Annotated in this window: 11 protein-coding genes; all 11 read left to right on the top strand. The window is 47.5% G+C overall.

Translation table 11 applies throughout. The features are described 5' to 3' along the window. Window positions 1-143: 143 nt before the first annotated feature. The 11 genes from EYS13_RS09420 to EYS13_RS09370 all read left to right on the top strand — a co-directional run bounded on the left by EYS13_RS09420 (window position 144) and on the right by EYS13_RS09370 (window position 15,008). Entirely contained in the window at window positions 144-1,124 is a 981-nt protein-coding gene (locus tag EYS13_RS09420) for a glycosyltransferase family 4 protein (protein WP_227762026.1), read from the top strand. Window positions 1,125-1,716: 592 nt separating this feature from the next. After that, window positions 1,717-3,222: a trimethylamine methyltransferase family protein gene (locus EYS13_RS09415; RefSeq protein WP_227762025.1), complete on the top strand. Its 1,506-nt coding sequence runs from the start codon at window positions 1,717-1,719 to the stop codon at window positions 3,220-3,222. 29 nt (window positions 3,223-3,251) lie between these two features. Continuing rightward, window positions 3,252-3,884 carry a cobalamin B12-binding domain-containing protein gene (locus EYS13_RS09410; protein ID WP_227762023.1) on the top strand — a complete coding sequence of 211 codons (633 nt, stop codon included), beginning with the start codon at window positions 3,252-3,254 and terminating at the stop codon, window positions 3,882-3,884. A gap of 29 nt (window positions 3,885-3,913) precedes the next feature. Further along, window positions 3,914-5,380, top strand: a complete 1,467-nt coding sequence (locus EYS13_RS09405) for a trimethylamine methyltransferase family protein (protein WP_227762020.1) — start codon at window positions 3,914-3,916, stop codon at window positions 5,378-5,380. Between the two features lie 275 nt (window positions 5,381-5,655). Next, window positions 5,656-7,209: a glycine betaine uptake BCCT transporter gene (locus EYS13_RS09400; protein WP_227762018.1), complete on the top strand. Its 1,554-nt coding sequence runs from the start codon at window positions 5,656-5,658 to the stop codon at window positions 7,207-7,209. A gap of 179 nt (window positions 7,210-7,388) precedes the next feature. Next, window positions 7,389-8,708 carry a PocR ligand-binding domain-containing protein gene (locus tag EYS13_RS09395; RefSeq protein WP_227762016.1) on the top strand — a complete coding sequence of 440 codons (1,320 nt, stop codon included), beginning with the start codon at window positions 7,389-7,391 and terminating at the stop codon, window positions 8,706-8,708. Between the two features lie 36 nt (window positions 8,709-8,744). Continuing rightward, on the top strand, window positions 8,745-9,404 hold the full coding sequence (locus EYS13_RS09390) for a cobalamin B12-binding domain-containing protein (RefSeq protein ID WP_227762014.1): 660 nt from the start codon (window positions 8,745-8,747) through the stop codon (window positions 9,402-9,404). A gap of 143 nt (window positions 9,405-9,547) precedes the next feature. Further along, the gene (locus EYS13_RS09385) at window positions 9,548-10,177 is read left to right on the top strand and encodes a cobalamin B12-binding domain-containing protein (RefSeq protein WP_277998185.1); all 630 of its coding nucleotides are present in this window, start codon (window positions 9,548-9,550) and stop codon (window positions 10,175-10,177) included. A 77-nt stretch (window positions 10,178-10,254) separates the two neighbouring features. Further along, entirely contained in the window at window positions 10,255-12,228 is a 1,974-nt protein-coding gene (locus EYS13_RS09380; RefSeq protein WP_227762010.1) for a hydantoinase/oxoprolinase family protein, read from the top strand. 59 nt (window positions 12,229-12,287) lie between these two features. Continuing rightward, a complete protein-coding gene (locus EYS13_RS09375; RefSeq protein WP_227762007.1) occupies window positions 12,288-13,091 on the top strand; it encodes a methyltetrahydrofolate cobalamin methyltransferase in 804 nt (267 codons plus the stop codon). 60 nt (window positions 13,092-13,151) lie between these two features. Then, window positions 13,152-15,008: an ASKHA domain-containing protein gene (locus tag EYS13_RS09370; RefSeq protein ID WP_227762006.1), complete on the top strand. Its 1,857-nt coding sequence runs from the start codon at window positions 13,152-13,154 to the stop codon at window positions 15,006-15,008. The last annotated feature ends 186 nt before the right edge of the window (window positions 15,009-15,194 follow it).

Genomic DNA, 15,194 nt, shown 5'->3' with positions numbered 1-15,194 from the left:
TTTATTTTTCTTGGCAGCGTATGACTATATGGAGCATAATGCGCTGATAGCTGATAGCTGATTAAACTGAGGTCAACACCAAGGGCTTGCCCCGGTCATATAGTATAATATCGGCTTAGTATTTTGAAGGGAGCAAGTGGCCAATGAAAATAGCTATGATTTCCACCACTTTCTTAACCACCCCGCCTGCCAAATCCGGGGGAACAGAGCGGGTAGTCAGCATACTTACTGAAGGATTGGTAAAAAGAGGTCACGAGGTAACGCTTTTTGCCACCGGCGATTCAAAAACAACAGCTGAGTTAGACTATTTGTATCCCCATCCGGAGTGGTCCTGGGAAAAAGAAGCGGCTCATGCCAGGTATGCTTTTTCTAAAGCTAAAAAGTTCGAAATAGTCCATAACCACTCCTACCTTGGGTTACCTTTAGTCCAGGACAGTCCCGTACCTACCGTTACTACTATCCACAGCTTGAGCGATTCCTACAGGCAATATAAAGATGGTTTATATATTTGCATCAGCAACAGGCAGCGCTTTATTTTCCGGGACCTTAAAAAAGTGAGGGTGGCTTACCACGGCCTGGAAATCGAGCAATTTCCCTTTTCCCCTGATTGCGAAGATTATTTAGTTTGGGTGGGACGGTTTTGCCCGGAAAAGGGAGTGCACCATGCCATCCGGGTGGCAAAAAGGCTGGATATGCCTCTGAAGCTGATTGGAGTGGTTGGTGACGTTTTTTACTATGAACAGGAAATTAAACCCCATTTGGGCGGTAAAATTGAATATTTGGGAGAAATGGATGAGCGCAAAAATGAGATTGTCAAAAAGGCCAAATGTTTCTTGATGCCTATCCTGTGGGAGGAGCCCTTCGGGCTGGTAATGGTGGAAGCCATGGCCTGCGGCACCCCGGTTATTTCCTTTAATAAAGGTTCGGCCATGGAGTTGATCCATCACGGTAAAACAGGCTTTATTGTCACCTCGGAAGAAGAAATGGTGGAGGCGGTGCGGCAAGTGGGAAAAATTGACCGTCTGATGTGCCGCCGTCATGTAGTCGAAAATTTTTCCGCCGATAAAATGGTTGCGGCCCATGAACAGATTTACGAGGATATGCTGGCAGGAAAATTCAGGTAAGCTGTTAGCCATCATCCGGCAGCTGTCAGCTATTAGCTATCTCGAAAATGTAATCCCTGTGTTCGCTGCTTGGAATGACTTCCCCAAGAGCGCTAAAGGCTCTATGCAAGCTTTATCAACGACCGCATAAGGGCGGCTTGGCTTCTGCCGACGCTTACACTGTCATGATATATACCAACTAAGGACTGAGGACAGGGTCGCAGCCGCTATTGGCGACTGGGGACTGATAACTGATAACCGGGGACTAAAAACAGAAAACTTACAGCTAATGGTAAAAAAAGCTCGGGGTTAGCCCGAGCTTTTTTGCACGATATTTAGCTGAATGGTAATTTCTTTGCATTAAACAGAAAATTACAACTAATCGCTTATTTTTACATAGGGGACTTTATTAAAAAACAGAATGTATTCCACAGAAAAAGCGAATGCATAATTAATGCATTAACAAAATTTTTCTAATTTAAGAAATGTTTTAAATATGGGCTTGCGGCTGAGGGGAGGGGAAGAATAACCTGCAGAAAGGGAACAAAACAGCATTATAGGAGGGATTGGATGGCTGGCTATGGTGAAGCAGCTTGTAAGCTGAGGCTTGTAAGTGAAGAAAGGAGAGATGACAGTGACCAATAAGAGTTTGTATGTGCGGGCGAATTATGAAGTTAACCAGACTCCGCAGTTCAAAGTATTGAGCGATGACCAGTGTGAAGAGATTTATTTAGGTGCACTGGAGGCCTTGGAAAGAACCGGTGCCGATGTGTACAGCAAAGAGGCTCTGGAGATATTTGCCAAAGGCGGCTGCTGGGTAGACGGAAACAGGGTCAGATTCCCCTCCCGGTTAGTGGAGTGGGCCGTCAGGACCGCTCCTTCCCGCATCGTAATCAGTGACCGTAACGGCAAGCGCTGCATGTTTTTAGAAGGAGATAATATTTATTACGGCCCAGGTCCGACTAACAACTTCGTGCTGGATCCTTTCACCGGCGAGAGAAGAAGGCCGAAAAAGTCAGATAATGCACGGGCCGCTTTGGTAGCTGATGCATTGCCCAATATCGATTATGCCATGGACCATGGAACACCTATGGATGTAACGCCGACTTTGGCCGACGTTCATGCTTTTGAAGCAATGTTGACCAATACCACAAAGCCAATAATTCACTGGGGGTTTGGTGTAGACCAGTACCAGGATATCCTGGATATGGCAGCAGCAGTGAGAGGCGGTTTAAGCGAATTACAAAAGAATCCTTTCATTATTCTCTACTCTGAATCCAGCCCTCCGCTCCGCCATTCAGATGAAGCAATTGATAAAGCAATTTTTGCCGCGAAGAATAACATCCCATGCATTTATACTCCTTGTACTTTTGCCGGTGGCGTAGCACCCGCTACCATGGCAGGATCCATCCTGATTTCGGTGGCTGATTGCCTGGTAGGCTTGGTAGCCGGTCAACTGATCAGGGAAGGCTCTCCGTTCATCATGGGCGGTTTAATTTCCACCATGGATATGTCCAGCAGCATTCTGGCTTACGGGGCTCCGGAACTGAGCTTGCTCTCGGCAGGCCTGGCCAATGTCTGCCGCTGGATGGGGATTCCCAGTTTCAGCACAGCCGGCTGCACAGATTCCAAAGTCATTGACGCACAAATGGGCTTGGAAGCAGCTTTCTCCATTTTGATTTCCGGACTAAGCGGTGCCAATATCATCCACGACTGCAGCTATATGGAATATGGCGCAACCAGTTCCTTGGAATTAATGGTGATGGATGACGAGATCATCGGAATGGTGAAGAGAATTCTGAAAGGCATTCCTGTCAACGATGAAACAATGGCTGTTGACGTGATCGATCGGGTTGGACCTGGAGGACATCATTTAGGCGATGAACACACAATGAAGCATTTTAGAAGTGAATTCTGGTGGCCTACTCTGATGAACAGGTTCCGTTACGATGAATGGAAAGCAAATGGCGGCAAGACCATGGCGCAGCGTGTTAAGGAAAAGACTCAGAATATTATCAATAACCACCGGCCTGAGCCTTTGCCGGAAAAAACATTAGCGGAGATTAAAGCAATTGTGGAAAGGGCCGAATCCAGGGAAGCAGCCCGAAAAAGGAAATAGAGGAATAAGATTTTGAGGGGGAGATTATAATGGCTAACTACGATGAACTGTCCAAAGGAGTAATCAGCGGTAATGAAGCAAAAGTCCGGGAATTGACCAAGAGTTTTGTAGATGGAGGCAGCGACCCCCTGGAAATTATCAATCAGGGATTAATTGCCGGAATGAGCGTAGTGGGTGCCCGCTTTAAAAACGGGGAAATGTTTGTGCCGGAAGTACTGATGTCGGCCAGGGCTATGAGCGCCGGTTTGGAAATAGTAAAACCTTTAATTGCCGATACAGATATGCCTTCCGTAGGCAAGGTGGTAATTGGAACAGTAAAAGGGGACCTGCATGACATTGGCAAAAATCTGGTGGCCATGATGATGGAGAGCGCCGGATTCACAGTAGTCAACTTGGGGGTGGATATTGCTCCCGACAAGTTTGTCCAGGCAGTGAAGGAATACAATCCGGACATAGTGGCCATGTCAGCGCTTTTAACTACCACAATGCTTTCCATGAAGGATACCATCGAGGTATTAAAAGAAGAAGGTTTAAGGGATAAGGTAAAAGTAATCGTAGGGGGGGCACCCATTTCCAAAGATTTTGCCGACGAAATCGGCGCTGACGGATTTGCTCCCGACGCGGCTTCTGCAACTGAACTCTGCAAGCAGCTGGTAAGCTAGGCCTGTAGGCCAAGAAAGGAGAGATTTTAGTGAGAACCAGAAGTAATTATAAAGCAAACGCCAGCACCATGTTAAGCATTCTTTCCCCCAGCCAGTGCGAAGAAATATTTTTGGCTGCAGAAGAAGTGCTGGAGCGTACCGGTGTTACTTTCCACGATGACGAGGCGTTGGAAATTTTAAAGAAAGCCGGCTGCTACGTAGACGGTATTCGTGTCAGAATTCCGTCCTACCTGGTGGACCGGGCCTTGAGAACAGTACCGCACCGGGTGACACTCTGCAACAGCCGCACCGGTTCCCGGGATGTGCTGTTAGAAGGACATAATGCCTACTTTGGCACAGGCTCCGATACTCCGTTTTTCTATGACCCCTTTACCGGTGAAAGAAAGCGCTCAACTAAAGAATCGGTGGGCTGGGCCTGCAAAGTCATCGATGCGCTGCCCAACCTGGACTTTGTAATGTCACTGGGTATCGTACAGGATGTGCCCCTCTTAATCTCCGACAGGCACCAATTTGAAGTGCAGGTCTTAAACACCGGCAAACCTATTGTCACAACTGCCCATGACATCTACGGCTTTGCAGACATCATTGAAATGTGTGAAATCATTGCCGGCGGCGAGGAAGAACTGCGCAAGAATCCATTTATGACCCTTTATGCCGAACCTATTTCACCGCTGCAGCATGCCTGGGAAGCAGCTTCCAAATTGATTTTGGCTGCTAAGAAAGCCCTGCCGGTAGTCTATACACCTTGCGTTATGGCCGGAGGCACCGTTCCTGCTACTATGGCTGGAGTATTAGTTAACGGTCTGGCGGAAAGTTTGAGCGGACTGGTGTTGCACCAGAACACCCGCGAAGGGGCTCCCTTTATCATGGGCGGCGTCTTTACCATTATGGATATGGGAACTACCATTTTCTCCTATGGTTCTCCCGAATTCAACCTGCTGATGTCGGCTCTGGCCGATATGGCCCACTACCTGAAGCTGCCCATGTTCGGCACCGCAGGCTGCACCGATTCCTGCATTCCTGACGAGCAAGCCGCTATTGAAGCAGCTATATCCATTGCCATGACAGCCATGTCCGGGCCAAACCTGAACCATGACGTGGGTTATGTGGAATATGGTTCCACAGCAAGCCTGGAGCTCTTAACTATCGCCAACGATATTATCGGCATGGCCAGGAGGCTGGTGCGCGGCATCAGAGTGGATGAAGATACCTTGGCTGTGGACTTGATCGATAAGGTGGGGCCCGGCGGACACTTCCTGGCTGAAGATCATACATTCAAGCACTTCAAGACCGAATCCTGGTTCCCCAGCATAATCAACCGCCAGCGCTATGAACTGTGGCAGGCTGCGGGCAGTAAGACTTTAACTGAAGTAGCCAACGAAAAAGTTAAAGATATTATTCTAAACTACGAGCCCGAGCCCCTGCCCAAAGACGTTCAGAAGAAGATTAGGGCAGTTGTGGAACGGGCGGAAAACAAACTGAACAAGGCGGTATAAGTTACTTCTATGGCTGCCTGCCTCCGGCAGGCAGCCTCAAATACAAAATTGATTGTATGCTTACAATACGTTCCGTGATCAACCAACACCTTCAATCTAGCCTTTCGGTTCAAGCTGTGATATGATCTGGATGTCATTCCAGTTTACAGCTCCTGCTTTTACGTGTGCGTTACTGTCTTTATAAAACTCGATTTATGCCTTCGGTTGGTTGTTGGCGGAACTTTTATAAATTTTTAAAATAATGAAAAATTCAAAAAACCAAAGGGAGGGCACTTATGGAGAACAGCTTTTTCGGCAAAATTGACAAGAAGATTTTCGGCATTTCCGCGGTTATTTCCATCGTCTTCGTACTCTGGGGGGCTCTTACTCCGGAACAAGCAGGTAAATCTTTCGGAGCAGCCTTAAAGTTCTTTACGGATTATTTTGGCTGGTCCTACATGCTGGTGGTCACTATTTTCCTGGTATTTTGCGTTGCGCTGGCTTTTAGTAAATTTGGCGATATTAAACTTGGAAAAGATGACGAAGCGCCGGAGTACAGCACCTGGACATGGTTTGCCATGCTGTTCAGTGCCGGCATGGGCATCGGCCTGGTGTTTTGGAGCGTGGCGGAACCAATGTACCACTATGCCAGTCCGCCCTTTGGGGAAGGTTCCACTTTGGCCTCAGCAGCAACAGCCATGCGCTATGTCTTTCTGCATTGGGGGCTCCACCCCTGGGCGGTTTTTGCCGTGGCAGGACTGGCTATTGCCTACTTCCAGTTTAGAAAAGGGTTGCCCGCATTAATCAGTTCTACTTTGTACCCGCTGTTAGGCGAAGAAGGAATTAAGGGCCCAATTGGTAAAGCTGTGGATATTCTCTCAGTCTTTGCGACCCTTTTCGGAGTCGCCACCTCCCTGGGCCTGGGGGCTATGCAGATCAACAGCGGTTTAAACTATGTCTACAAGCTTCCCAATTCTACAAGTGTGACAGTTGTGCTTATTGCCGTAATTACTGTGCTTTTTATTACTTCTGCCGTTACCGGCATCAGCAGGGGGATTAAATGGCTGAGCAATGTCAACATGTACCTTGCCTTTTTAATCATGCTGTTTGTGCTGTTTTTAGGACCTACCAAATTTATTCTCAATGTGTTTACTGATACCATCGGCACTTACCTCCAAAATATTGTGCAGATGAGCTTTTGGACGGATCCGTACGGAACCAACCCCGGATGGGTAGGCGGCTGGACCATCTTTTACTGGGCCTGGTGGATTGCCTGGGGTCCCTTTGTAGGTGGGTTTATCGCCAGGATCTCCAAGGGGCGGACTGTGCGGGAATTTATTCTGGGCGTGTTGATCGCTCCTACTTTACTGAGCTTTATCTGGCTGTCAATTTTCGGAGGTACTGCAGTATCCATGGAACTTTCCGGTGATGCCGGGATTGCCAAAGCGGTTTCTGAGAATGTATCTACGGCCCTGTTTGCCATGTTTCAAAACCTGCCTCTGACAGCACTGGTATCTACTCTTGCCTGTGTGTTAATAGGCACATTCTTTATTACTTCCGCCGACTCGGCTACCTTTGTGATGGGCATGCTCACTTCCGGGGGCGACCTGGAGCCTAAAGCGGGCTTGAAAATCTTCTGGGGTGTGACCGAGGGAGCAGTGGCTGCGGTCTTGCTGCTCGCCGGGGGGTTGAGCGCGCTGCAGACTGCCTCGATTGTATCGGCTTTTCCTTTTATGATAGTGATGGTCTTTATGATGATTTCCTTAGTAAAAGCTTTCAAGGGAGAAATAGGGTTGACTTCCCAGGGAAAAGCCAGCGGTAAACCACAATCTGCCGATGTAGCAATGTAACACCAAAATTTAGTTATTGTTTCCCGGGGAGAGGCAGGTTTCCGGTCCTCCCCGGGCCGGTAAAAACTAGGAGCAGGATTTTCTGCCACCAGGTGAAATATTCATATATATTTCCAAATTTTAAAGAAATTGTGGTGGGGAGTGTATCTATAATTCTGCCATATACAGAGGTGAATGGCGTGCGCAAAGAGGTTTTGAGCAAGGTTAGCGCGTTAAAGCTTCAAGAGGTAGCAGAGATTAATGTGCTACAGCGAATATTGTCGTCTTTTTGCCAGGCCACCGGTCTTCGGGCCTATATTGTTGATCCGGAAGGGGAAGTGCTTGTTCAACCGGATGAGCAGGCAGAATACTGCGAATTTTGCCAATTGGTAAGGGCAAATCAGGAAGGGATGTTTAAATGCAAGCGCTCCTATGCCCGCGCCTGTATAGAGGCAAGTAAATACGGGAAACCTTATATTTTTCGCTGTCACGCCGGCCTAATTGTCTGGGCTGCCCCTCTCCTGGTTGAGGAACAGTATGTGGGCTCCATCGTCTGTGGGCAGGTTTTAATGTGGGAACCGGAAGATTTTTTTTGGGAAGAAATTGAAGATATGACCCGTGATCTGGGGCTAGATGCAGTTGAGTTGATAAAAAGCGCCCAAAAACTGGAAGTTCTCTCGGGGCGGAGGATTCAAGCAGCTGCCGACCTGCTTTTTGTGGTTGCCAACTATGTAATGAAAACCGGGATGGTGACCTTGCAGCAGCGCCGGGCCATCGCTGAGCAGCAGGCTAAATTGTGCGAAGAGCTACAAAACAGAAAAATCCTGGAAGAGGCGTTGAAAAAAATCGATAACTTGTCGGCCCGCAGCTATTCCCTGGAAAAGGAGCAGGAATTGGTGCGCACGGTGCGTCAAGGTGAAAAGACCGAGGCGTACCGCCTGCTAAATGAGCTTCTGGCCGAAATCCTTCAGCGGTATTCAGGGAACCTCAAGGAAGTAAAGGCGCGGATTCTGGAACTTCTGGTTATTTTGTCTCGGGCAGCCGTTGAAGGCGGGGCAGCGATTAAAAGCCTGCTGTCTTTAAATTCCCAGTATGTGGAAGAATTTACTCGTTTGGAAACCAGCGAGGACCTCTGTCATTTTATCATTAAGGTTACGGAACAGTTTATTTCCAGTATTGACGAAGGAAAAGAGGTACGAAAATTACAAGTTGTGCAAAAAGCGGGCGATTATATCAGAAAGAACTTCCGCAACAAGATTACAGTGGAAGACATAGCTAAAGCTGTTTACTTGAGCCCTTGCCATTTAAGCAAAGTCTTTAAGCAGGAACTAGGGTGCACTATTGTTGAGTTTTTGACCAAAGTGAGGATAGAAGAAGCCAAAAAGCTGTTGCGCAATCCTAAGTTTAATGTGGTGCAGGTGGCAGATGAGCTGGGCTTTAAAGACCCGGGGTACTTCACCAAAGTGTTTAAACGCAGCGAAGGTATTACTCCCAGCCAATACCGGGAAAAAGCGCTTTAATCAGTAAAAAGCATATCTAGCTTGGAGGGCTGGTTTGTGGGGGAATTACAACAAATAGCTGCCGCTGTAATTGAGGGTCAAGCAGCACTTGTTAAAAAATTGGTGGAGGAGGCCATGAGCGACGGCATTCCTCCTTCGGATGTTCTATTTCAAGGTTTAATTGTGGGGATGAATAAAGTCAGCCAGCGCTTTCAAAAAAACGAATTTTTTGTTCCGGAAGTGTTGATGGCTTCCAGAGCAATCCATGCCGGGCTGCGGGTTATTAAGCCCTTGCTCGTGGATAATGTGTTGCCTGTTCACGGCAAGATAGTGATTGGAACAGTGGCCGGGGACTTGCATGACATCGGCAAAAATTTGGTCATCATGTTTTTAAAAGCCAAAGGCTATGAGGTAGTAGATTTAGGGATAGATGTCCATCCCGAGCAGTTTTTGGAAGCGGTGCTGCGCTATAAACCACAAGTGCTGGGCATGTCTGCGCTGCTCACGACAACTATGCCCATGATGGCTGAGACTGTGAAATTGTTGGAACGGGCCAATGTGCGGGATAAAGTAAAGATAATTGTAGGAGGTGGCCCGGTAACCCGGGATTACTGCAAAAATATCAGGGCTGACGGGTATGCCTCTGATGCCAGGAGTGCCGTGGAGCTGGCCGCCGTCTGTATTAAGGAGTTGAATAAAGAGGTGCAGGTATGTTAAAGTGTAATTGTGTCTCTTCAGGTATGTAGAGCTTAATTATAAATTACCACAGATCATGCTATCTTACACAGGGAACTTTCACGTTCTCAAGAAATTTCTATATAGTTCAAAACTATTTAACAATTTAGCAAGGGGGTTTTTTGATGAGTTACGAAGAAATTTGCAGAGCAGTAGTCAGTGGCAATGAAGCTAAAGTCAAGGAATTAACAAAAAGCATGGTGGATGCAGGTAGCGATCCGCTGGAAATCATCAACCAAGGCTTAATCGCCGGAATGAATATTGTAGGTCCTCGTTTCAAAAACGGCGAGATGTTTGTTCCGGAAGTTTTGATGTCGGCTAGAGCCATGAGCGCCGGTCTGGACATCGTGAAACCTTTAATTGCTGACACGGATTTGCCTTCCGTTGGTAAGGTTGTCATCGGCACTGTCAAAGGCGACCTGCATGACATTGGTAAAAACTTGGTAGCTATGATGATGGAAAGTGCAGGATTTACTGTAATTAATCTGGGCGTTGACATTTCTCCCGAAAAATTTGTCCAGGCTGTTAAGGAGCACAACCCTGATGTAGTAGCTATGTCAGCACTCCTCACTACAACGATGTTGTCTATGAAGGACACTATTGAGGTTCTTAAAGAAGAAGGTTTGAGGGATAAAGTAAAAGTAGTGGTTGGCGGAGCCCCCATTTCCAAGGATTTTGCTGATGAAATCGGTGCTGACGGATTTGCTCCCGACGCAGCTTCTGCTACAGAACTTTGCAAGCAGCTAATAGCTTAAGGGATAAATAGCGGCTGCCTGTATTTTCAGGTAGCCGCTTTGCAAGCTTTTATACCTTTGCCCCTGGAGGGAGCGGCATGTCGTTAGTTTTAGGCATAGATACCGGTGGTACATATACCGACGGTGTCATCATGGACTTAGAAAAGCAAAAAATCATTACCAAAGCTAAAGCGCTTACTACCAGGGAAAATTTAACAACAGGCATTCGCAATTGCATTAAAGCCTTAAACTTTGAAGATTATAAAGCAATTAAACTGGTATCTTTATCTACAACCCTGGCTACTAATGCCATTGTAGAAGGCCGAGGCTCTGAAGTGGGGTTGCTTTTAATAGGCCACGAACCTATCGGAAAATTACCCGTGCAGCACTGGGCGGTAGTAAAAGGTGGTCACGACATCAAAGGGAAACCCCAGGCAGAGCTTGATCTTGAAGCAGCCAGAAAAGCCATTGCAGGGTTTAAAGGAAAAGTCGGGGCAGTGGCAATCTCCGGTTACTTGAGTATCAGGAATCCTGAACATGAAATTCAGCTTCGGGAACTGGTAGGAGAAATACTGGATGTGCCTGTGGTATGCGCCCATCAATTAACTACATCCTTGGGTTTTCACGAGCGTACAGTAACTGCAGCTTTAAATGCTAAGTTGATTCCCATCATTGCCGAACTGCTGGAGTCGGTGAAAAAGGTGCTGGCCGAGCTGCAACTAAGTGCTCCCATAATGATTGTCAAAGGCGACGGCAGCCTGATGAGTGATAAGCTGGCTAGGGAAAAGCCAATAGATACCATCCTCTCGGGCCCTGCGGCAAGCATAGTGGGTGCAACTTTCATAACGGAAACTAAAGAGGCTTTGGTTCTGGACATGGGTGGCACAACTACGGATATAGCCATTCTCAGGGACGGAATGCCAAAGGTGAACAAAGAGGGAGCTGTAGTAGGGGGTTGGTTGACCCGGGTACAGGCCGCGGAAATCAATACCTACGGTTTGGGCGGTGACAGTTACGTGCAGATCGGCAAAGACCGACAGCTTTGCTTCGGACCCCAGAGGGTTTGGCCGTTAGCTGTAGTAGCACATGAACATCCCTACCTGGTGGATGAGCTGCGGGGACTTGCGGAAAACGAAGAGGAATTGCTATTTGCCCAGCCAACGGACTGCTTCATGCTTTTAAAAGAGACGGTACCCGGACAATTGACTGAAACCGAGAAGGGGGCTTTGAATATTCTGCAAACAGGTCCCCATTCACTGTTTTTCTTGGCGCAGAGACTGGAAAAAGACCCTAATTTAATAAATTTGCAAAATCTGGTTAACCTGGGCACTCTGGCAAAAGTTTCAGTTACGCCGACTGATATCTTGCATGCCAACGGTACTTACAAACAGTGGAACGCAGCGGCTTCTACCGTAGGCGTACAAATCTTGGCCAGGAAAATTGGTAGAACTTTCACAGAATTTTTGGAACTGGCTATGGAGGGTATCATCAGGGAATTAGCTCTGGCAATCATACAAAGCATAGCCGGTTTTGAAGGCAGTTCACTCTGGATTAAGGATAATGCCGGTGCCAGGTATTTTGTTGATAAGATTCTTGCCCCTAAAGAAGAGGATACCATGGACTGCACTGCCCGGATCAAAATTCCGGTTGTGGCCATAGGAGCACCGGTGCAGGCTTATTTGCCTCAGGTGGCTGAAAAAATAAATGCGGAGTTGATTATTCCCGAACATGCAGAAGTTGCCAACGCCATCGGGGCGGCTACCGGAAAAGTTATGGAAACCGTTAGGATTTTGATTAAACCCGGCTCGGAAGGCGGATTTATTATCCATGCTCCCTGGGAGCGCAAAGCTTATATGCATTTGGAGGATGCCAAAATATACGCCTTGGAGCAGGCTAAGGAAAGGGCAGCGGCCATGGCCGAAAAGGCAGGCGCAGCTGACTACCAGCTGATGGTAAACAGCGAGGATGTGTACAGCAGTACCAATACCAGTTGGCAAGATGAAGTTTATCTGGAAACAAGAATTGAGGTAACTGCTATAGGTCGTCCCAGATGGGACGATGAGGTTGCTTAAGCGTATTTTAGCTTATCCTCAAAATAAATTGAAGTCAGAACTAAAAGGAGGAACAGCAGATGCTTATCGTTGGCGAATTGATTAACACTAGCAGAAAGGCTATCAAGCCGGCAGTGGAGGGCAGGGATGCAGAATTTATTAAGGATATCGCTCAAAAACAAGTGGACGCCGGCGCCGATTATGTGGATGTAAACTGCGGAACAATGGTTTTCAATGAGCCCGAAACAATGGCTTGGCTGGTGGAGACAATCCAGGAAAAAGTTCAGGCTCCTCTTTGTATCGACAGCCCGAATCCAAAGGCATTGGAAGTAGGATTATCTTTAGCTAAATACGGCCAGCCCATGATCAATTCCATCACTGCAGAGAAAGAAAGATTTGAAACTATCCTGCCTTTAGTGACTAAATATAAAGCGAAAATAGTAGCTTTGTGTATGGATGATTCCGGCATGCCGGAAACCGCAGAAGACCGCCTGCGGATTGCAAAAAGGCTGGTCCAAGACTTAACAGCAGCTGGAATTCCGGAAGACGACATCTACCTTGATCCCTTAGTTAAGCCCATCAGCACCGGTGACAGGGCAGGAATGGAAGTCTTGGAGACTATTTACGGTATCAAGGCTCTCTACCCCAAAGTTCACGGGATTTGCGGTTTAAGCAACATCTCCTACGGCTTGCCCAACCGCAAGGTTCTCAACCAGGCTTTCATGATTCAAACCATGACCATGGGCATGGATGCCTATATTTTGGATCCGCTGGACAAGACAATGATGGGGTTCGTTTATGCTTCCCAAGCTCTGCTGGGTAAGGACGAGTTCTGTATGAAGTATTTGACCGCCCATCGCAACGGTTTGTACGAGACTGCGTAAACGTTTTCCAAGAACAACTGGGTTCTGAAGCAATACTATTAAAAGGAGACGTGCCATGCTATGAAAAACTATAAGGTGAAAATTCTGCCCCATGGCATTGAGCTTGCAGTACCCCAGGGCACTTCGGTGATGAAAGCATTGCTTGAAGCAGGGATATACCTGGAAGGGCCTTGCGGCGGTCGTGGCACGTGTGGCAAATGCAAAATTGAGGTGCTTGATCCAAAAGCTTTGCTTAAAAAAGGTGCAAAGCATGACATTAAAGGAGAGACTAAACTTGCTTGCAGGCTGGAGGTCAAACAGGACCTGGTGATTTCCGTGCCTGCCGTTAAGCTGGAAGAAAGCCGGAAAAGCACACTGCAGCTAAAATTAAGCGGCCATAAGCGGCATAGCAGAGTACAAAAGCTGGCGTTAAAAGTATCTAAACCTACCCTGGAACACCCGCTTTCTGATCAGGAAAGGCTTTGGAACGCATTAAATACCGGTGTTTTTTACCCCAGGCATTTGAGGGCACTGCGCAATTTGCCCGAAGTACTCCGCCAAAACAGCCATGAAGTTACGGTAGTTACCCGTTGGAGCGAAGTGATTGCCATCGAGCCAGGTGATACCAGTCAGGATCTGTACGGGGTTGCGTTTGATATTGGTTCGACTACTTTAGTGGGCTCTCTGATTAATCTTTTGACAGGTGACATTGTGGCAACCCATTCCGAAGGAAACCCCCAGCGGGCTTACGGAGCCGACGTCATCTCCCGCATTTCTTATGTGAGCAGCGAAGAAAAGGGCCTGGAGACGCTGCAAACTAAAGTCATCGACGCACTAAACGGCATCATTGAGAAGCTTGCTGCCGAAGCAGGGATTAAGCCGGAGATGGTTTACGAAGTTACTGTAGTAGGAAATACTACCATGCTGCATTTGTTCTTGGGAATCAGCCCCGTTTACCTAGCTCAAGCACCTTACGTGGCTGCTGTTAAATCGGTGGCAGATGTGCGGGCGGTAGAGCTGGGTCTGAAAATTAACCCAGCAGGTTACTGCATAGTAGTTCCTAATATAGCAGGGTTTGTGGGCGCAGATACTGTGGCAGTGGTATTGGCTACCAATTTGGATAAAAGCAAAGAAATACGCTTGGCCATCGATATCGGCACCAACGGCGAGATAGTCTTAGGTTCGGAAAAAGGTCTGTATGCATGCTCCACTGCGGCAGGACCCGCTTTTGAAGGTGCCCAAATCAAGTTTGGCATGCGGGCCGCGCCGGGCGCGATAGAAAGAGTCGATATTGCTGATGATGTCAAGATTCAAACTATAAATTCTCTGCCTGCTATAGGTATCTGTGGTTCCGGCCTTATTGATGCCGTTGCCGAAATGTTGAAGGTGGGAGTGATTGATTATACGGGTCGCATTCTGGATCCGGAAAGTGCATCCCACCTGCCGGTCAAGGTTCGCCGGCGCATCGTGGAAGGAACAAACGGTTTTGATTTTATTCTGGCTTACCGCGCAGAGAACGGGCTGGAAGAAGACTTGGTGCTGACTCAAAAGGATATCCGGGAACTGCAGTTGGCTAAAGGTGCCATCCTGGCCGGTATCCAGGTGTTGCAACAGGAGCTGGGTATAGATGAAAAGGATATTGTGGAAGTGCTGCTGGCCGGCGCTTTCGGTACTTATATCAGAAAGGAAAGCGCTTGGAGAATAGGTCTTGTACCCGATTTAGGACTGGAACGCATCAGAGCCGTTGGCAATGCTGCCGGTGTTGGTTCCCAGCTTGTATTGGTTTCGGAAGAAGCCAGGCAAAATGCTTATGAGATAGCAGATAAGGTAAGGTATATAGAACTGTCGGCAAGACAAGAATTTCAGGAGAGGTTTATGGAAGCTATTTATTTCCCCCGTTGGGCACAAGAAGGCAGCAGGCAGGGCGTTAGCCGGTAAAAGCATTTCTATTTTGGGAAGGTGCGGGTATCCTGAGGTTAAAACTGACTTCAGCTTATCTGTACCTTTTCTTTCGTTATCTACTACTTTCAGAAAATCTCGAAATTTTGCAGGAATTCACGTTAAAATAGCAAATATTTTAACTAATTAATACATTTTGAGCAGGAATGATCGTGATATTGAACG

The sequence above is a fragment of the Zhaonella formicivorans genome (assembly GCF_004353525.1).
In the GTDB taxonomy this organism is placed as follows: domain Bacteria; phylum Bacillota; class DUOV01; order DUOV01; family Zhaonellaceae; genus Zhaonella; species Zhaonella formicivorans.
This window is presented reverse-complemented; position numbering and strand designations above follow the sequence as displayed.

What these genes read in the sequence shown, in the direction of transcription:
- EYS13_RS09370 (WP_227762006.1), top strand. Translation starts at nt 13,152, where the DNA reads ATGAAAAACTATAAGGTGAAAATTCTGCCCCATGGCATTGAGCTTGCA.
- EYS13_RS09385 (WP_277998185.1), top strand. Translation starts at nt 9,548, where the DNA reads ATGAGTTACGAAGAAATTTGCAGAGCAGTAGTCAGTGGCAATGAAGCT.
- EYS13_RS09410 (WP_227762023.1), top strand. Translation starts at nt 3,252, where the DNA reads ATGGCTAACTACGATGAACTGTCCAAAGGAGTAATCAGCGGTAATGAA.
- EYS13_RS09420 (WP_227762026.1), top strand. Translation starts at nt 144, where the DNA reads ATGAAAATAGCTATGATTTCCACCACTTTCTTAACCACCCCGCCTGCC.
- EYS13_RS09375 (WP_227762007.1), top strand. Translation starts at nt 12,288, where the DNA reads ATGCTTATCGTTGGCGAATTGATTAACACTAGCAGAAAGGCTATCAAG.
- EYS13_RS09380 (WP_227762010.1), top strand. Translation starts at nt 10,255, where the DNA reads ATGTCGTTAGTTTTAGGCATAGATACCGGTGGTACATATACCGACGGT.
- EYS13_RS09400 (WP_227762018.1), top strand. Translation starts at nt 5,656, where the DNA reads ATGGAGAACAGCTTTTTCGGCAAAATTGACAAGAAGATTTTCGGCATT.